This is a genomic window from Fulverythrobacter fulvus (genome assembly GCF_037154085.1).
GTDB classification, from domain to species: domain Bacteria; phylum Pseudomonadota; class Alphaproteobacteria; order Sphingomonadales; family Sphingomonadaceae; genus Andeanibacterium; species Andeanibacterium fulvum.
This window is the reverse complement of record NZ_JBANRM010000005.1, coordinates 252,927-269,122: the sequence shown is the minus strand read 5'-3', so window position 1 is coordinate 269,122 and position 16,196 is coordinate 252,927. Positions and strand designations below refer to the sequence as shown.

The following is a 16,196-nucleotide window of genomic DNA, read 5'->3' as shown; positions in this document are numbered from 1 at the left end:
GCGGGATTTGCTAACCGGCTGTTCACCATGTCATCCTATTGGGCGCAGAAATGCCCGATGGGCGAAGCGGCCGGCACAGCCGAAAGGGGCCAGAAGGTGAGCGCAGCGACAATGGCGACAATTCGCCCGACAGGATTGGCGGCAGCATTGGCCGCGCTGGCATTCGCGGCGCCTGCGCTGGCGGACGTCAAGGCAGGCGTCGATGCCTGGAGCAGCGGCAATTACACGGCCGCCGTGGCCGAATGGAAAGGCCCGGCCGAAGCGGGCGATGCCGATGCGCTGTTCAATATGGCGCAGGCCTATCGCCTTGGCCGGGGGGTGGAGGAAGATTCCTCCATGGCGGAATATTACTATGCCCGCGCCGCCGAGAAGGGGCATATCCGCGCCGCCGATATTTACGGCCTGCTCCTGTTCCAATCCGGGCGTCAGCAACAGGCACTGCCCTATGTAAAGGATGCCGCGCGCCGGGGCGATCCGCGCTCGCAATATCTGCTGGGCGTCGCCCATTTCAATGGCGACCTCGTGCCCAAGGACTGGGTGCGCGCCTATGCGCTGCTCACTCTCGCCAATGCGCAGGGCCTGCCTCAGGCGGGGCCCGCCCTGGCGGAGATGGACCAGTATGTGCCCTTTGCCCAGCGTCAGCAGGCGGCCTCGCTCGCGATAGAGATGCAGCAGCAGGCAGACACCGCGCGTTCCAGCGAACTGGCAGCGTTCGATCTTTCCGCGATCGATGGAGATCCACTTCTGGCCGGTGGGTCCGTCGTGAAGCCTGCGGCGAAAGCGGGGCCGAAGAATGCCGCGCCTACCGCGCCGCTGGCCAGCGCATCGCCGCGCGTGCCGCAGCCGGTCCAGTCGACCTTCGTGCCGCCCTCGACCGTGGCCGCGGACGAAGCGGTGCGGCAGGCGATGACGGCGGACGGAACGGAAAGCCCCGCCACTGCCGGGGCCGATTTCGCCCGGCCGAACGCATCCAGGCCTGCTCCAGTGACCGCGGCCCCGCCCGCGCCTGCGCCGAAGCCTGTAGTGGCCAAGGCGGAGCCCCGGCCCGCCGCGCCCCCGCCGCCCCCCAAACCTGCTACGCCCAAACCTGCTGCTCCCAAGCCTGCCGTCTCCAAGCCGGCACAGGCCGCCACGCCGTCCAGCGGGCCGTGGAAGCTGCAGCTCGGCGCCTTCGGAGTGCGGGGCAACGCGGAGAAGCTGTGGGCGCAGCTCTCTGCCCGCCCGGAACTTTCGGGCAAGCAGCGGATTCTCGTTCCATCGGGCAAAGTGACCAAATTGCTCGCAGGCGGCTTTGCCTCGCGCGCGGATGCGGATAGGGCCTGCGCGAAATTGAAGGCGGCCGGGCAGGAGTGCCTCGTCACCCAGTAATCGTCACCCAGTAATCTGAGCAAGGACGGAACATGCAGGCGATCGGGCGGGTTGAGCAGGCTTCCGGCCCGGCCGCGCCCGTCGCGCCGGATGAGCGGCTCGCCTCGCTGGATTTCATCCGCGGCATTGCGGTGCTGGGGATTCTCTTCGCCAATATCGTCGCCTTTGCGCAGCCCCATCTCGCCTATGGCTGGCCGCATGGCTTCGGCCGCGAGCCGGGCGCGGTGGAGCGCGGGCTGTGGCTGGCGCAGTTCCTGCTGATCGACGGCAAGATGCGCGGGTTGTTCACGCTGCTGTTCGGGGCGGGGATGGCCCTGTTCGCCACGCGTGCCGCCTTGCATGGGGCGGGCATCGGGCTGCAATTGCGGCGGCTGGGCTGGCTGATGCTGTTCGGCGTCGCCCATTTCTTCCTGCTGTTCTGGGGCGATATCCTGTTCCTCTACGGCATCGCCGGGCTGATCGCCCTGCCGTTCCTGGCCATGCCCGCGCACCTGCTGCTGCGGGTGGGGCTGCTGTGGTACGGCGCGGCGGCGATCTATCTGCTGGCCTCGCTCACCGGCACTCTGGTGCTGGAACAGAGCCCGGCAGCGCAACTGGCGAACCCGGCCCATAATGCGGCGCTGGTAGAAGCGCAGACCGTGCGGCTGGCGGAGGCGGAGGCCGAGCGGGCGGCTTTCACTTCGGGCAGCTATGCGCAGGAAGTGGCCTTCGTCGTGAAGGAACGCTCCTACCTGCTCGGCGAATATCCCACATTCGCGCTGCTGGAGACTGTGCCGCTGATGCTGATCGGCATGGCGCTCTACCGGATGGGCTTCTTCGCCGGGGGCTGCGATCCGGCGCGGATGCGGCGCTGGGGCTGGGCCGGGGTGATCGGCGGAGCGGCGGTTTCCCTGCTGCTTGGCCTGTGGGCCATCCTCAGCGGCTTTCCCTATTGGCTCACTCGCTTCGTTTCCGACTTCGCGGGCGAATTGCCGCATCTCGCCATGGTGCTGGGGCTCGCTGCACTGCTCACCCAATGGGCGCCGCGTGCGGTGCAGGGCTGGCTGGGGCAGCGGCTGACGGCGGCCGGGCGGATGGCCTTTTCCAACTATATCGCCACGTCCTTCGTGATGATGCTGGTGTTCCGCCATTGGGCAGGCGGGCTGTGGGGAGAGTTGGGCCGCGCCGGCCTGCTGCCCATCGCGCTGGCGGGATGCGTCCTGATGCTTGCCTGGTCGAAGCCCTGGCTCGAGCATTTCCGCTATGGCCCGCTCGAATGGTTGTGGCGTTGCCTGTCCTATTGGCGGCTGTTTCCGATCAGGTGGTGATGCAGATTCTTCTTGCTACTGCGACCAATTCGCATTAACAGAAGCTCATGTATATCTGCATCTGCAACGCCATCCGTGAGTGCGACCTGCGCGCCGCCGCGCGCTGCCATGCAGGCGATCCCGACACGGTTTACGAAAAGCTGGGCAAGCGCCCGCAATGCGGCCAGTGCCTGGACGAGGCGGCCGAGATCCTGATCGAGGAACGCGGCGGCACGCCTGAAACCGCCCCCGATTTCACGCTCGTGCGCGCCTGAGCGCGGACGCTTCCACTATCGCAAATCACTCGCAACACCGCAGAAATGCGGGGTTTTTGCTTCGCTGCCCTTGCCATCCGGAGGCGCGAGGCGCATTCTGACATCATCCTGACTATAACAGCATAAGGGGCCGGCCATGAAGGGCGACGCCAAGGTCATCGAGTTCCTCAACAAGGCACTCACCAACGAACTCACCGCGATCAACCAGTACTGGCTGCATTACCGCACGCTGAAGCACTGGGGCGTTTCCAAGCTCGCCGAGAAGGAACGCGAAGAATCGATCGACGAAATGAAGCATGCCGACGTTCTGGCCGAACGCGTGCTGTTCCTCGACGGATTGCCCAACTTCCAGGCGATCAACCGCCTCAAGGTCGGCGAGACGGTGGAGGAAATCCTCAAGGCCGATCTCGCGCTGGAGATGGAAGCCATCCCCATGCTGCGCGACGCGATCGAATATTGCGAGACCGTGCGTGACTATGTCAGCCGCGAAATCTTCGAGCGCATCCTCGAAAGCGAGGAAGAGCATGTCGATTTCCTCGAAACCCAGTTCGACATGATCGAGCGCATGGGCCTGCAGAACTACGTCCAGCTGAACAGCGAAGCGGCGGAGTAAGCGCCCGCGCCGTCACGCGGCCGCTTCCCTTGCGAAGCGGCCCGGCGGCGTGCCCGTGTGCCGCAGAAAGGCCGTGCTGAAGGCGCTGGCCGAGCCATAGCCCGTCCGCTCCGCCACTTGCGCCAGCGACACCTGCCGCCCGCGCAGCAGGTCCCTGGCGAGCGCCATGCGCCAGGCGAGCAGATATTCCATTGGCGGCACGCCGACGACGCGCGTGAACCGGTCGAAAAAGGCGGAGCGGGACAGGGCCGCCTCCCCGGCGAGATCGGCCACGGTCCAGCCGCGTGCCGGATCGCCATGCATCAAGCGCAGCGCATCGGCGAGGCGCGGATCGGCAAGGCCGCGCAGCAGCCCCGCCGGAGTATCCTCCCGAACGGTGCGCAGCGCCTCCACCAGCAGCACCTCCACCAGCCGGGCGAGAACGAGGTCGCGCCCCGCGCGGCTCTCCAGCGCTTCTTCCCGCACCAGCTGCACCACGCGCCCCGGCCGGTCCGCATCGCGCAGGAGCACCATGGGCGGGAGGAGCGAGACGAGCAGGTTCGCATCCGGCGAATCGAACAGGAAATAGCCGCCCAGCAGGCGCACATCCGGCGGGCCTTCCTGCCTGCCATGGCGGACTTCTTCCGTCGCGGCAGCGGCGACATGCGGATCGATCAGAGTGGGGCGGACATGTTCGAAGCCCGACATGGCAAAGCCGGGCGTGGCCGGCAGCAGCACGAAATCGCCGGGTTCCAGCGTTACCGGATCGAGCCCGTCCACCGCCAGCCTGCAGCTTCCCTCCAGCACCGTGCAGAAGCTCGGCTGGCCGAAATCGGAATAGCGCACTGCCCAGCGCCCCGCGCCGCTGATCCCCTTGGTGAAGACCGTGCGCGGGCGCAGCAGCGCCATGACCTGAGAGAGGGGATCGGACATGTCAGGACTATAGCGAATAAAATGTGGATTATGAAATATAGATAGTCCTGATTGTGCCTCCTATCGTCCGGATCGACACTTGAAGGAGGCATTCATGAAAACGGTACTGATCACCGGCTGTTCGTCGGGCTACGGGTTGGAAACCGCCCGGCATTTCCACGCCCGGGGCTGGAACGTGGTCGCGACGATGCGCAACCCGCGCGCGGACATCCTGCCCTTGTCGGAGCGGATGCGGGTTCTTCCCCTCGACGTCACGCAGGCGGAGAGCATTGCCGAGGCAATCGCGGCGGCGGGACCGATCGACGTGCTGGTCAACAATGCAGGCATCGGGCTTGCCGGTGCGCTGGAAGCGACTCCGCTGGGCAAGATCCGCGAGATTTTCGCGACGAATACGCTCGGCACGATTGCGATGTGCCAGGCCGCGATCCCGCAAATGCGCACGCGCGGGGCGGGCAGGATTATCAACGTGACGTCCACGGTCACTCTCGCCCCCATGCCGCTGGTCGCCGCCTATACCGCCAGCAAGACGGCGGTGGCGGGCTTTACGGCCTCGCTCGCGCTGGAACTGGCCCATTTCGGCATAAGCGCGAAGCTGGTCGAGCCGGGCTACGGCCCGACGACGCGCTTTGCGCAGAACACCGACCTGCGGCTGGAAGACACGATTCCCGAACCCTACGCCGAATTCGCGCGGCCCTTCCTCGAAGCCTTCGCACAGCCCGCTCTCGTCACCACTCCGCAGGATGTGGCCGAAACGGTCTGGCACGCCGCCACCGACGAGAGCGACCGGCTGCATTATCCGGCCGGACCGGACGCACTGGCGCTGGCGGGGCTGGGGTGAGGGAAGCGCAGGCCTGAGCCCCCGGCTCCATCCTTGGCGTTCTCAATCCTTGGCGTAGGGGCTCTTGGAACTGCGCAGGGTGAGGCGTACCGGCACCGATCCGAAGTCCAGTTCGCGGCGGATGCCGTTCACCAGATAGCGGCGATAGCTTTCGGGCAGATTGTCCAGTCGCGATCCGAAGATCACGAAGCTGGGCGGGCGCGTCTTGATCTGGGTGATGTAGCGCATCTTGATCCGCTTGCCGCCCGGTGCCGGGGGCGGGTTGGCTTCCAGCGCATCGTCGAACCAGCGGTTGAGCGCGGCAGTGGGCACGCGCTTGGACCAGGTTTCGCGCAGATCGAAGGCGGCGCCGATCAGCGTATCCAGCCCCTTGCCCGTGCGGGCAGAGACGGAGAACAGGGGCACGCCGCGCACCTGCGCCAGCCCTTCGTTCAGCGCCTCGCGAATGCCGTTATAGAGGGCAGAGGCATCCTCGGCCACGTCCCACTTGTTGATCGCGATCATCAGGGCGCGGCCTTCCTGCAGCACCATGTCGGCGATCTTGAGGTCCTGATGCTCCAGCCCCTTGGTGGCATCGAGCAGCAGCACCACCACTTCGGCAAAATCGATCGCGCGGCGGGCATCGGCCACGGAAAGCCGCTCCAGCTTTTCGACCACGCGGGCCTTCTTGCGCATCCCTGCCGTGTCGATCAGCCGCACGTCGCGCGTTTCGCCCGTCTTGGGATCGGTCCATTGCCAGTCCACCGCGATCGAATCGCGGGTGATCCCGGCTTCCGGCCCGGTCAGCAGCCGGTCTTCGCCCAGCATGCGGTTGATCAGCGTGGACTTGCCCGCATTGGGGCGGCCGACAATGGCGAGCTTGAGCGGCCCGGTGGGTAGTTCGTCGCCATTTTCGTCAAGCTCTGGCCCTTCCGGCTCTTCCGCTTCGGCCCCTTCGAGCAGGGGCAGCAGGGCCTCGAACAGATCGCCCAGGCCTTCGCCATGTTCGGCAGAGAAGGGAATCGGATCGCCCAGCCCCAGCGCATAGCCTTCCATGATGCCCGGTTCGCTCGCGCGGCCTTCGGCCTTGTTGGCGACTACGATCACCGGCACATCCTGTTCGCGCAGCCAGCGGGCCACTTCCTCGTCCAGTGGGGTCACGCCCGCGCGGGCATCGAACACGAACAGCGCGACCGTGGCGCCCTGCACGGAAACCTCGGTCTGCGCGCGCATGCGGCCGGGCAGGCTGTCAGGGTCTTCATCTTCCCACCCGGCGGTATCGACGATAGTGAAGTCCAGCCCCAGCAGATGGGCCTCGCCAAAGCGCCGGTCGCGCGTGACGCCGGGCTGATCGTCCACGAGGGCGAGCTTCTTGCCCACCAGACGGTTGAACAGGGTCGATTTGCCCACATTGGGGCGGCCAATGATGATGACCTGGGGGAGTGGAGTTGATGCCATTGGCCTCGCAGGTGGCCTCTGGCGCGAAGAAACGCAAGGATTTCGGCGTTCGGGAGGCCGGGGAGCGGCACGCGGGAAGGGGAGGTTTGCCGCACAGGCCTGGCACCAAGGGGCACAGAGGTGAGACCCGTGCGGCAAATCCCGGTCGCCAACCGGCGAATCCTTACCGCGCTATTAACTATACATCGCAGGATCAAAATAACCCATACCAAACATTAACTGTGTTCATGTGGGGACAGATATCAAAGCTCATCGCCGGTGCGACGCTGGCCCTTGTGGCCGCGCCGGCACTGGCGGAACCGGCGATCAACCCGGTGGATACGTCCGGCGTGCAGGGTGCTCCTTCGCTGCCGTACCTGCAATGCGTGCCTTATGCGCGGCGGGTTTCCGGCATCCAGATCTATGGCGATGCCTGGACATGGTGGGGCCAGGCCGAAGGTCTCTACAAGCGAGGCAGCCGGCCCAAGGTGGGTGCGGTGATGGCTTTCCCGCCCCATGGCAACATGACACTGGGCCATGTAGCGGCGGTCAGTCGGATCGTGGACAGCCGCACCGTGCTGCTGCGCCATGCCAACTGGTCGCCCATCGATGGGCGGCGCGGCCAGATCGAGGACGATGTCCGCGCAGTGGATGTTTCGGAGAATAATGACTGGAGCGCGGTGCGTGTCTGGTTCGACCCCATCCAGTCGCTGGGCAGTACCGCATGGCCGGTTTCGGGCTTCATCTATAACGAAAAGCCGGGCGCGAAGGCCAAGGATTCAGTTCTGGCGGCAAAGCCCCCTGCTGCTCCTCGCCGCGACGTGATCGGAGAAATCATCGCCGCGAGCGAGAGCAAGGGATCGAAGAAGAAGGGCTGATCGGCCCTTCGCGATCAATCCTTCTTCGCGACGGGCGCGTCTTCGCCCAGATCTTCGAACCAGGCTTCAACCGGGCCGTTGAGCTTCACTAGCAGCGGGTTGCCCTTGCGGTCGACCGTGCGGCCGGCCTGAACCTTCACCCAGCCTTCGGAAATGCAATATTCGTCCACATTCGTGCGGACGGTGCCCTTGAAGCGGATGCCGATGCCGCGCTGCAGCTTTTCAGCATCGAAATGCGGGCTCATCGGGTTGATCGACAGGTGATCGGGTGGGACGTCGGGGCCCGCGGTGGGGGTGGTTTCTTCGCTCATGCCCGGCCTCCTAATCTGCCTCCACGACGGGTGCAATGTCCGATTGGGAGACGTTCAGACGCGATTGCGGGCGACTATGGCTCGCTTCCGCTTGCCCTTTGCATCGCTCCCTTATAAGGGCGCATGCCTGTTTCGCAGGTCCGCAGGCAATGCCGGGCTTGCAGGCTTCGTCGGGCCGCGGGCGTGGCGGAATTGGTAGACGCGCTGGATTTAGGTTCCAGTATCGCAAGATGTGGGGGTTCGAGTCCCTTCGCCCGCACCAGTTTCGCCCGAGCGAATCCCGGTTTGAGAGAGATTTTTTGGAAGGCTACAGTCTGAAATGCAGATCGTCGAAACCAGCAATGAAGGCCTGAAGCGCGCCTATACCCTCACCATCGCGGCGAAGGATATCGAAGCCCGGATCGAGCGCGAGGTGAAGAAGATCGCCCCGCAGGTGCGCATGCCCGGCTTCCGTCCCGGCAAGGTTCCCGCCAACCTCGTGAAGAAGATGCATGGCGAGGCGCTGCACGCCGACGTGCTCAACAACACGATTCGCGAATCGGTCGATGGGCTGATCGCCGACAAGAAGCTGCGCCCCGCGCTGCAGCCGCGCGTCGAGCTGAGCGAAGCCTATGCCCAGGGCAAGGATGCCGAACTGGCCATCGAGCTGGAAGTGCTCCCGGAAATCCAGGCGCCTTCGATCGAAGGCCTGAAGCTCGAAAAGCTGGTCGTGCCCGTCACCGACGAGCAGGTTGACGAAGCAGTCGCCAAGATCGCCGAGAACCAGAAGAGCTACAAGGACGCCCCGAAGACGAAGAAGGCCGCCGATGGCGACCAGATCGTGATCGATTTCGTCGGCAAGCTCGACGGCGTCGAATTCGATGGCGGCAAGGCCGAAGGCGCCCCGCTGGTGCTCGGTTCCGGCCAGTTCATCCCCGGCTTCGAAGACCAGCTGGTCGGTGTGAAGACCGGCGATGAAAAGACCATCACCGTCACTTTCCCGGAAGATTATCCGGCCGAGAACCTGAAGGGCCAGGAAGCGACCTTCGACATCACCGTTCAGCAGGTGAAGGTCGCCGCCGACACTGTGGTGGACGAAGATTTCGCCAAGTCGCTCGGTCTTGAAAGCCTTGAGCAGCTCAAGGGCCTGCTGCGCGGCCAGCTGGAGCAGGAAACTGCCGGCCTGACCCGCACCGCCATGAAGCGCGCCCTGCTGGACGTGCTGGCCAAGGACCACGATTTCGCCGTTCCGCCGACCATGGTGGAAGCCGAGTTCCAGCAGATCTGGAACCAGCTGCAGCAGGAAGCCGCTCGCGAAGCGGACCCGGAAGCTGCTCGCGCCGAGATCGAGGCCGAGAAGGAAGATTACCGCCGCATCGCCGAACGCCGCGTGCGTCTGGGCCTGCTGCTGTCGGAAATCGGCCAGGCCAATGGCGTGGAAGTCAGCCAGCAGGAAATGCGCATGCTGATGCAGCAGGCTGCCCAGCAGTATCGCCCTGAAGATCGCCAGCGCTTTGTCGACTATGTCGCGAGCGATGCGATGGCCCAGGCCCAGCTGCGCGCTCCGCTCTATGAAGACAAGGTCGTCGACTTCCTGTTCGACAAGGCCGAAGTCACCGAACGCGAAGTGACCCGCGAACAGCTGGAAGCCGCCATCGAGGCCGAGGAAGGCGAAGAAGCCGCTCCCGCGCCGAAGAAGGCTGCCGCCAAGAAGCCCGCTGCGAAGAAGGAAGCCGCCAAGGCCGACGACGCAGCCGAGGAAGCTCCGGCCAAGAAGGCCCCGGCGAAGAAGGCTGCCGCCAAGAAGGAAGCTGCCGAGGAAAAGCCGGTCGCCGAGAAGAAGCCCGCGGCCAAGAAGTCTGCCGCGAAGAAGGCTCCGGCCAAGAAGTAATCGCCGTTACGGCGTGATGAAAAGGCCGCGGGGCGCGATCCCCGCGGCCTTTTTCATTGCCCATATCCTCTTGGCTCACTCAGGGGGCTGAGTCGGTCAGCGTGTCGCCTTCAGGTGCCGCCGTCGATGCGAGCATCCGCTTCATCTTGCCCTGCACCGTGCCGAACTTGGAAACCGCCGCGATATTGGCGGGGCGGCTGTAAAGCGCTTCAAGATAGGCAAGGTCGAAATTGGTCAGCTCGGGCGGATGGCTGGCATCCGGATCGAACAGGTTCAGGATCGTGCCATAGGCCGCCTCGCCGCTGACCGGCCGGGTCTTCGCCATGCCGCGCATGGTCGCATAATCGGCCAGCTGGTTCACGGTCATCCCGTCGATCGTCAGCACGTCGATCAGCACCACCGACATTTCGATATCCACCCGCGTCGGCAGCAGGAACAGCGAGTTGGCGGACTGCGTGTTGATCGTGGGAGTGAGGCCGTATTTCTGGTCGCCCAGGATCGGCATGCCATCGCGCGTGCGCTGCATCGTCACGGCAATCGCCCGGACCGGCCCGGTTTCCTTGAGCAATTCGCGCCGTTCCGCTAGCGTGATCTGCGAGAGGAGCGATCCGGTCTGCTTGTCCATCTTCTCGATATCGGCCTTGCCGCTGCCGACGAAGCCGAGAATGAAATTCGGGCGGCACTCGCCGCCCTCGGCCATGGTCAGGCCCAGCCTCTCGGCATTGTAGCGCAGCCGGTCCACAATGAGTTCCGCTACGTCGAGCGGCAGGCCCATCACGCCCGGGCACATGCGGGCCTGAAAGCGGGCGAGGGGTTCATTATAGACGCTGCCGGTGGACGTCCCGGTAATGGACCGTACCTGCTGGCGCACGTCTTCCTGTTCCGGGTCCGGGTCCAGCTTGTGGGCAACGACAATCTCGTTCTCCGGGGTTTCTTCCAGCCCGATCAGATCGTCGATCGTAAAATCCTGTGCGCTGGCGGAGGAGGCAATCGCCACCGCCGCTGCAGCCCCCATGCAAAGCAGCCTTCCCCGCCTCGTCCGCACGCCCAATTCTCCCCTTATGCGGCCCTCGGTTCCTGTTGGCGGGGCCAGCCTTGTCGGCGCGGAAACTTGCCGGGATTTTCCGCCCGCGCAAGTCCGGCTTTGTCGCGCAGCGTCGCGGCAGGATTGTTCCGTAACCGGGATTACTGCACTGGACAGGTACGATTGTGGGTTTAGGGGCTATGGCACTTGAACATCACGCCGCCAGTCGCGACATAGGCGTTCAGTCACAGCTTGCGAGGCAATTCATGATCGACCTGTTCGGCAATATCGGCGAAACCTACGGCACCCAGGGCCAGTTCACTCGCGACCCGTTTACTGGCGCGCTGGTTCCCGTCGTCGTCGAACAGACGAGCCGGGGCGAACGCAGCTTCGACATTTTCAGCCGCCTGCTGCGCGAACGCATCGTGTTCGTGACCGGCCAGGTGGAAGACAACATGGCCTCGCTGATCGTGGCCCAGCTGCTGTTCCTGGAGAGCGAAAACCCCTCCAAGCCCATCAGCATGTATATCAACTCGCCCGGCGGCGTGGTGACGGCCGGCATGGCGATCCACGACACGATGCAGTACATCAAGCCGCGCGTCAGCACGGTCTGCATCGGTCAGGCCGCCTCGATGGGCAGCTTCCTGCTCTGCGCGGGTGAGCCCGGCATGCGTATCGCGCTGCCCAATGCGCGGATCATGATCCACCAGCCTTCGGGCGGCGCGCGCGGCATGGCTTCGGATATCGAGATCCAGGCCAAGGAAATCCTGCGCATCCGTTCGCGCATGAACGATCTCTATGTGAAATATACCGGCCAGCCCCTCGACGCGATCGAGAAGGCGCTGGATCGCGACACTTTCCTCGAAGCCGACGAGGCGCTGAAGTTCGGTCTGGTGGACAAGGTTTTCGAAACCCGTCCCGATACCGAGACGACCGGCGATGAAAGCGGTTCGGGCGGGGCGCCGGAATAAGGCGCGCGCGTTAAGGCCTGCGGTCGGAGCTGTAGCATTTTGGCAACCCTCTCACTTCAGCAGCCCGCAAGGCGGCGCGGGGTAGAGGGTTCCATTGATTATCAAGACTTCCGGGTTACACTCGGAAGCGAATCTCCCTTGGCTTTGCCCGCGTTTCAGGGCTAGCTGAACCGGGGGATCGGGAAAGAAAGAATGACCAAGTTGAGCGGTTCTGATTCCAAAAGCACCCTTTACTGCAGCTTCTGCGGTAAGTCGCAGCATGAGGTGCGCAAGCTCATTGCCGGGCCCACCGTGTTCATCTGCGATGAGTGCGTTGAACTGTGCAACGACATCATTCGCGAAGAAACCAAGGCAGGCATTGCCGGCAAGAAGGACGGCGGCGTTCCCACGCCGAAGGAAATCTTCGCCACGCTCAACGACTATGTCATCGGCCAGGACCGGGCAAAGCGCGTCCTCTCCGTGGCGGTGCACAACCACTACAAGCGCCTGAAGCACAGCGGCAAGTCCGGCGATGTGGAACTGGCGAAGTCGAACATCCTGCTCGTGGGCCCCACCGGCTCGGGCAAGACCCTGCTGGCCCAGACGCTGGCCCGCACTTTCGACGTGCCCTTCACCATGGCCGATGCCACCACGCTGACCGAAGCCGGTTACGTGGGCGAGGACGTGGAGAACATCATCCTCAAGCTGCTGCAGGCCAGCGACTACAATGTCGAAAAGGCGCAGCAGGGCATCGTCTATATCGACGAGATCGACAAGATCACCCGCAAGGCGGAAAATCCCTCCATCACGCGCGACGTCTCGGGCGAAGGCGTGCAGCAGGCGCTGCTCAAGCTGATGGAAGGCACCACTGCCAGCGTGCCGCCGCAGGGCGGGCGCAAGCATCCGCAGCAGGAATTCCTGCAGGTGGACACGACCAATATCCTGTTCATCTGCGGCGGCGCCTTTGCCGGGCTCGACAAGATCATTGCCGACCGCCTGCAGAAGCGCTCGATCGGCTTTGGTGCGCATGTCGCCGATCCGGAAAAACGCAAGGTGGGTGAACTGCTCCAGATGAGCGAGCCGGAAGATCTGCTGAAGTTCGGCCTCATCCCCGAATTCGTCGGCCGCCTGCCGGTAATCGCCACGCTCAACGATCTCGATGTCGAGGCGCTGGTGCAGATTCTGCGCGAGCCGAAGAACGCGCTGGTGAAGCAGTACCAGAAGCTGTTCGAACTCGAGGACGTGAAGTTGACCTTCACGGACGAGGCGCTGGTGGCGGTTGCCGAGAAGGCGATCAAGCGCAAGACCGGCGCACGCGGCCTGCGGTCCATCGTGGAAGGCATTCTGCTGGATACCATGTTCGATCTTCCGGGCATGGAAGGCGGGGTGACCGAAGTGGTGGTCGACAAGGACGTGGTCGAAGGCCGAAAGGAACCGATCCGCGTGATCGGGCCCGAAAAGAAGGAAGAAGAGGCGGCGTAAATGCCGCCCTTCAAACTCACCAGCGTTCTCCGGGTAGAATTCTACAAGCGCCACGAACGTCGGCGCGATGTGCTGTGCTGCGACATCACCACGCGCGACGGAGTGATCTCCGCCCATGAGAGGCTGTCCCACTGGGACGAGCTGATCCGCAAGCTGGAGTTCCTCGGCGGGTTCGACGTGGAGTGGTTCCTGCAGCTATCCAGCCCCGAGACCGAACGCTACGTGGCGTTTGAGAAGCGGGGATAGGGTAGCCTACTGCTCCTCCCCGTTGCTTCGCAATGGGGAGGGGGACCGCCGCCGCAGGCGGGGGTGGAGGGGGTTATCCCTCGCCAGCTTTCCGACGTTCCACCATCGCCATCAGCCGCTCCAGCCGTTCCGGGGGAAGCAGCTCCGCCGGGGCGTAGGTCTGTTCGAAGGCGGGGATGCCTGCGGGGAGGGTCACCCAGGGCATGGCGCTGGCGGTGAAGATCGCCGCGTCGGGCCGCAGCGCGCCGGGTTCGTCCAGCGTGCCTACGCGCAGGCCCGCACCCAGGCGGCCAAGGCGCGGGTAATAGCTCAGGATCGCGGTTCCGCATTGGGCGCAGCGGCAGATCGTGTGCGGGCCGCCGCTGCCGGACTGCACGAGATGCTCCGAAAGCTCGCCCTGCGTTACGGAAATCCGCTCGCTCTCATAGAAGGCGTTGACCACCGAGGTGGAGCCGGTTTGCCGCTGGCACAGGGTGCAGTGGCAATTGTTGACGAAGATCGGATCGCCTTCCACGCGGTAGCGCACGGCCCCGCAGGCGCAGCCTCCTTCGCGCTCGATCATATCGATCCTGCGTGAAGCGTGCAGTTCTCGCCAGTCTCCACCTGCACCGTCGCGTGGTGGATGTGCCAGCGCTCGTCCAGTTCATGGGCGATATGGTGCAGGAAGGCATCGCCGGGATGGCCGCCGGGCATCACCAGATGGGCCGTGAAGGCGGTTTCGGTAGTGCTCATCGGCCAGATGTGGAGATCGTGCACTGCGCTCACCCCGGGCAGGGCGGCGAGCCAGTTCTGGACCTCGGCCTCGTCGATCCGGTCGGGCACTGCCAGCAGGCCCATCTTCACGCTGTCCTTCAACAGGCCCCAGGTGCCCCAGGCAATCACGGCCACGATCACCAGGCTGGTGACGGGATCGATCCAACTCTTGCCGGTCAGCAGGATCAATATGCCCGCGATCACCACGCCCACCGAGACGAGCGCGTCGGCCGCCATGTGCAGAAAGGCGCCGCGAATGTTGATGTCATGCTTGCGCCCGCTCATGAACAGCAGCGCGGTTGCGGTATTGATGACCACGCCGATCCCCGCGACTACGATCATGGTCGTGCCTTCGACCTCGGCGGGGACGACGAAGCGGCGCAGCGTCTCGATCATGATCGCGCCCACGGCCACCAGCAGCAGCCCGGCATTGGCCAGCGCGGCAAGGATCGAACTGGACTTGAAGCCCCAGGTGTAGCGCGCCGAGGCGGGGCGGGCGGCCATGATGCTGGCGGCCCAGGCGATCAGAAGGCTCAGCACGTCGGACAGATTGTGCCCGGCATCGGCCACCAGCGCCATGGAGCCGGAGAAGAAGCCGTAGATCGCCTCTACCGCCACGAAGATGCTGTTCAGCACCACCCCGATGGCGAAGGCCCGGCCGAAGCTGGCCGGCGCATGGCTATGCCCGTGCCCGGATACCTGTTCATGGCCATGGTCCGCCCCATGGCTATGCGAATGATTATGCGAGTGATTTGCGCCCATGGCGCTCACTCGTACACGCAGGCATCGAAGCCGTCACGCTTCACTGTGCCGATCCGCGCGGCAATGGTGTTGCCATAGCGCCGGGTGAAGCCTGTGGGGTTCACTACCGGGCGTTCCTTCGGCAGGGGCAGGGCTGCCGCCATGCGCGCCGCCTCGGTGCGGGTCAGATGCGCGGCGGAGTGGTTGAAGTAACGCTGGCTGCCAGCCTCGACGCCATAGGTGCCAATCCCCGTCTCGGCGACGTTGAGATAGACCTCCATGATCCGGCGCTTGCCCCACACGCCTTCGATCAGCACCGTGAACCAGGCTTCCAGCCCCTTGCGGAAATAGCCGCCGCCCTGCCACAGGAACACGTTCTTGGCGGTCTGCTGGCTGATCGTGGAGCCACCCCTTATGCGCCCGCCCTTCGCGTTGCGCTGGATCGCCTTTTCGATCGCTTCCGTGTCGAAACCGTTATGCTGGCAGAACTTGCCATCTTCCGCCGCGATCACGGCGGCAACCATGTTGCGGTCTATGCGGGAGAGCGGTTCCCAGTCCTTGGTGATGCCGTTGCCGTCCAGGATCATGGTCGCGGTCACCGGCGGCGGGACCACGCGATAGACCACTACCAGCCCCACGCTGATCACGAGGAACCAGATGAAAGCCATGACGAGAAAGCGCATGATCCGAACGGCCATGCGCTTCGTTTAGCGAGGTTGGAGCCGGGTGGGAATAATGGATGCAGTTGCCGTTGCGATGATCCTCCGTGTGAGTGAAACTCATGGGGAGGTGGCGGCCCGAAGGGCTGACGGAGGGGCATGAAGTGGCGCGTCAGACAAGCAAGCGGATGGTCGTGCAAGCCAGACAACTCAGGAAGGAGATGTCGCTGCCAGAAGTGCTGTTGTGGCGCGAATTGCGGTGCTCCGGTTTGCGTTTCAGACGCCAGCATCCTGCCGGGCCTTTTGTTCTCGACTTCTATTGCCCATCCGCAAAGCTTGCCATCGAGGTGGACGGCATCGCCCACGATATGGGAAACCGTTCTGTGCGTGATGAAGAACGGACTGCATTCCTCAAGGAGCGAGGCATCGATGTGATGCGTATCGCGGCGGTCGAAGTACTCAATGCGTCAGCCGCCGTGGCGGAGGCTCTTGTCGTGGCCTGCCGCGAGCGCTGCGGCCAGGCCCCTCCACCATCCCTGCTTTCGCAGGGACGGTCCCCCTCCCCATGAGCTTT

Annotated in this window: 18 protein-coding genes and 1 tRNA gene; 12 read left to right on the top strand and 7 right to left on the bottom strand. The window is 64.4% G+C overall.

The genetic code is table 11. From position 1 onward, the window contains the following. The first annotated feature begins 96 nt into the window (after positions 1 to 96). The 4 genes from WFP36_RS15190 to bfr all read left to right on the top strand — a co-directional run bounded on the left by WFP36_RS15190 (position 97) and on the right by bfr (position 3,542). Positions 97 to 1,368, top strand: coding sequence for an SPOR domain-containing protein (locus WFP36_RS15190; protein WP_336981682.1), 1,272 nt, complete (start codon positions 97 to 99; stop codon positions 1,366 to 1,368). A 32-nt stretch (positions 1,369 to 1,400) separates the two neighbouring features. Further along, positions 1,401 to 2,675 (top strand): DUF418 domain-containing protein, encoded by a 1,275-nt coding sequence (locus tag WFP36_RS15185; protein WP_336981680.1) that lies wholly within the window; start codon positions 1,401 to 1,403, stop codon positions 2,673 to 2,675. Positions 2,676 to 2,722: 47 nt separating this feature from the next. After that, positions 2,723 to 2,929: a (2Fe-2S)-binding protein gene (locus WFP36_RS15180; protein WP_336981678.1), complete on the top strand. Its 207-nt coding sequence runs from the start codon at positions 2,723 to 2,725 to the stop codon at positions 2,927 to 2,929. A 136-nt stretch (positions 2,930 to 3,065) separates the two neighbouring features. Next, the gene (gene bfr / locus WFP36_RS15175) at positions 3,066 to 3,542 is read left to right on the top strand and encodes a bacterioferritin (protein WP_054531833.1); all 477 of its coding nucleotides are present in this window, start codon (positions 3,066 to 3,068) and stop codon (positions 3,540 to 3,542) included. Positions 3,543 to 3,554: 12 nt separating this feature from the next. On the opposite strand, the gene WFP36_RS15170 is transcribed toward bfr, so the two are convergent. Further along, on the bottom strand, positions 3,555 to 4,454 hold the full coding sequence (locus WFP36_RS15170) for an AraC family transcriptional regulator (RefSeq protein WP_336981675.1): 900 nt from the start codon (positions 4,452 to 4,454) through the stop codon (positions 3,555 to 3,557). A 94-nt stretch (positions 4,455 to 4,548) separates the two neighbouring features. Between WFP36_RS15170 and WFP36_RS15165 the strand changes: the two genes are divergently transcribed. Continuing rightward, the gene (locus tag WFP36_RS15165; protein WP_336981674.1) at positions 4,549 to 5,292 is read left to right on the top strand and encodes an SDR family oxidoreductase; all 744 of its coding nucleotides are present in this window, start codon (positions 4,549 to 4,551) and stop codon (positions 5,290 to 5,292) included. Between the two features lie 42 nt (positions 5,293 to 5,334). On the opposite strand, the gene der is transcribed toward WFP36_RS15165, so the two are convergent. Further along, positions 5,335 to 6,729 carry a ribosome biogenesis GTPase Der gene (gene der, locus WFP36_RS15160; RefSeq protein WP_336981672.1) on the bottom strand — a complete coding sequence of 465 codons (1,395 nt, stop codon included), beginning with the start codon at positions 6,727 to 6,729 and terminating at the stop codon, positions 5,335 to 5,337. 227 nt (positions 6,730 to 6,956) lie between these two features. Between der and WFP36_RS15155 the strand changes: the two genes are divergently transcribed. Next, entirely contained in the window at positions 6,957 to 7,586 is a 630-nt protein-coding gene (locus WFP36_RS15155; protein WP_336981670.1) for a CHAP domain-containing protein, read from the top strand. A 14-nt stretch (positions 7,587 to 7,600) separates the two neighbouring features. Here the strand turns inward: WFP36_RS15155 and WFP36_RS15150 are convergent, their stop codons facing one another. Next, a complete protein-coding gene (locus tag WFP36_RS15150; RefSeq protein ID WP_336981668.1) occupies positions 7,601 to 7,897 on the bottom strand; it encodes a DUF3297 family protein in 297 nt (98 codons plus the stop codon). A 177-nt stretch (positions 7,898 to 8,074) separates the two neighbouring features. Here WFP36_RS15150 and WFP36_RS15145 point away from each other — a divergent pair. Continuing rightward, positions 8,075 to 8,159: transfer RNA gene (locus tag WFP36_RS15145), tRNA-Leu, on the top strand. A gap of 57 nt (positions 8,160 to 8,216) precedes the next feature. Then, positions 8,217 to 9,767 carry a trigger factor gene (gene tig / locus WFP36_RS15140; protein ID WP_336981666.1) on the top strand — a complete coding sequence of 517 codons (1,551 nt, stop codon included), beginning with the start codon at positions 8,217 to 8,219 and terminating at the stop codon, positions 9,765 to 9,767. A 79-nt stretch (positions 9,768 to 9,846) separates the two neighbouring features. On the opposite strand, the gene WFP36_RS15135 is transcribed toward tig, so the two are convergent. Further along, positions 9,847 to 10,782, bottom strand: coding sequence for a hypothetical protein (locus WFP36_RS15135; RefSeq protein ID WP_336981664.1), 936 nt, complete (start codon positions 10,780 to 10,782; stop codon positions 9,847 to 9,849). Positions 10,783 to 11,057: 275 nt separating this feature from the next. On the opposite strand from WFP36_RS15135, the gene WFP36_RS15130 reads away from it, so the two are divergent. The 3 genes from WFP36_RS15130 to WFP36_RS15120 all read left to right on the top strand — a co-directional run bounded on the left by WFP36_RS15130 (position 11,058) and on the right by WFP36_RS15120 (position 13,469). Continuing rightward, on the top strand, positions 11,058 to 11,762 hold the full coding sequence (locus WFP36_RS15130) for an ATP-dependent Clp protease proteolytic subunit (RefSeq protein WP_336981663.1): 705 nt from the start codon (positions 11,058 to 11,060) through the stop codon (positions 11,760 to 11,762). 192 nt (positions 11,763 to 11,954) lie between these two features. Next, complete coding sequence (clpX, locus tag WFP36_RS15125; RefSeq protein WP_336981662.1) at positions 11,955 to 13,223, top strand: ATP-dependent Clp protease ATP-binding subunit ClpX; 1,269 nt, start codon at positions 11,955 to 11,957, stop codon at positions 13,221 to 13,223. Further along, positions 13,224 to 13,469 (top strand): hypothetical protein, encoded by a 246-nt coding sequence (locus WFP36_RS15120; protein ID WP_336981660.1) that lies wholly within the window; start codon positions 13,224 to 13,226, stop codon positions 13,467 to 13,469. Between the two features lie 73 nt (positions 13,470 to 13,542). On the opposite strand, the gene WFP36_RS15115 is transcribed toward WFP36_RS15120, so the two are convergent. Genes WFP36_RS15115 through mtgA form a run of 3 tightly spaced genes read right to left on the bottom strand, consistent with a single transcriptional unit; the run spans position 13,543 to position 15,661 of the window. Beyond that, positions 13,543 to 14,031: a GFA family protein gene (locus tag WFP36_RS15115; RefSeq protein ID WP_336981659.1), complete on the bottom strand. Its 489-nt coding sequence runs from the start codon at positions 14,029 to 14,031 to the stop codon at positions 13,543 to 13,545. After that, positions 14,028 to 14,984 (bottom strand): cation diffusion facilitator family transporter, encoded by a 957-nt coding sequence (locus WFP36_RS15110; RefSeq protein ID WP_336981657.1) that lies wholly within the window; start codon positions 14,982 to 14,984, stop codon positions 14,028 to 14,030. The genes WFP36_RS15115 and WFP36_RS15110 overlap by 4 nt, the downstream gene beginning before the upstream one ends. A gap of 5 nt (positions 14,985 to 14,989) precedes the next feature. Continuing rightward, positions 14,990 to 15,661 carry a monofunctional biosynthetic peptidoglycan transglycosylase gene (mtgA, locus tag WFP36_RS15105; protein ID WP_336981655.1) on the bottom strand — a complete coding sequence of 224 codons (672 nt, stop codon included), beginning with the start codon at positions 15,659 to 15,661 and terminating at the stop codon, positions 14,990 to 14,992. A gap of 125 nt (positions 15,662 to 15,786) precedes the next feature. On the opposite strand from mtgA, the gene WFP36_RS15100 reads away from it, so the two are divergent. Next, a complete protein-coding gene (locus tag WFP36_RS15100) occupies positions 15,787 to 16,191 on the top strand; it encodes an endonuclease domain-containing protein (RefSeq protein ID WP_336981653.1) in 405 nt (134 codons plus the stop codon). The last annotated feature ends 5 nt before the right edge of the window (positions 16,192 to 16,196 follow it).

Bases quoted from the DNA above. Each gene is read 5' to 3' on its own strand.
- WFP36_RS15185 (WP_336981680.1), top strand. From the start codon at position 1,401: ATGCAGGCGATCGGGCGGGTTGAGCAGGCTTCCGGCCCGGCCGCGCCC.
- WFP36_RS15180 (WP_336981678.1), top strand. From the start codon at position 2,723: ATGTATATCTGCATCTGCAACGCCATCCGTGAGTGCGACCTGCGCGCC.
- bfr (WP_054531833.1), top strand. From the start codon at position 3,066: ATGAAGGGCGACGCCAAGGTCATCGAGTTCCTCAACAAGGCACTCACC.
- WFP36_RS15170 (WP_336981675.1), bottom strand. From the start codon at position 4,454: ATGTCCGATCCCCTCTCTCAGGTCATGGCGCTGCTGCGCCCGCGCACG.
- WFP36_RS15165 (WP_336981674.1), top strand. From the start codon at position 4,549: ATGAAAACGGTACTGATCACCGGCTGTTCGTCGGGCTACGGGTTGGAA.
- der (WP_336981672.1), bottom strand. From the start codon at position 6,729: ATGGCATCAACTCCACTCCCCCAGGTCATCATCATTGGCCGCCCCAAT.
- WFP36_RS15155 (WP_336981670.1), top strand. From the start codon at position 6,957: ATGTGGGGACAGATATCAAAGCTCATCGCCGGTGCGACGCTGGCCCTT.
- WFP36_RS15150 (WP_336981668.1), bottom strand. From the start codon at position 7,897: ATGAGCGAAGAAACCACCCCCACCGCGGGCCCCGACGTCCCACCCGAT.
- tig (WP_336981666.1), top strand. From the start codon at position 8,217: ATGCAGATCGTCGAAACCAGCAATGAAGGCCTGAAGCGCGCCTATACC.
- WFP36_RS15135 (WP_336981664.1), bottom strand. From the start codon at position 10,782: ATGGGGGCTGCAGCGGCGGTGGCGATTGCCTCCTCCGCCAGCGCACAG.
- WFP36_RS15130 (WP_336981663.1), top strand. From the start codon at position 11,058: ATGATCGACCTGTTCGGCAATATCGGCGAAACCTACGGCACCCAGGGC.
- clpX (WP_336981662.1), top strand. From the start codon at position 11,955: ATGACCAAGTTGAGCGGTTCTGATTCCAAAAGCACCCTTTACTGCAGC.
- WFP36_RS15120 (WP_336981660.1), top strand. From the start codon at position 13,224: ATGCCGCCCTTCAAACTCACCAGCGTTCTCCGGGTAGAATTCTACAAG.
- WFP36_RS15115 (WP_336981659.1), bottom strand. From the start codon at position 14,031: ATGATCGAGCGCGAAGGAGGCTGCGCCTGCGGGGCCGTGCGCTACCGC.
- WFP36_RS15110 (WP_336981657.1), bottom strand. From the start codon at position 14,984: ATGGGCGCAAATCACTCGCATAATCATTCGCATAGCCATGGGGCGGAC.
- mtgA (WP_336981655.1), bottom strand. From the start codon at position 15,661: ATGGCCGTTCGGATCATGCGCTTTCTCGTCATGGCTTTCATCTGGTTC.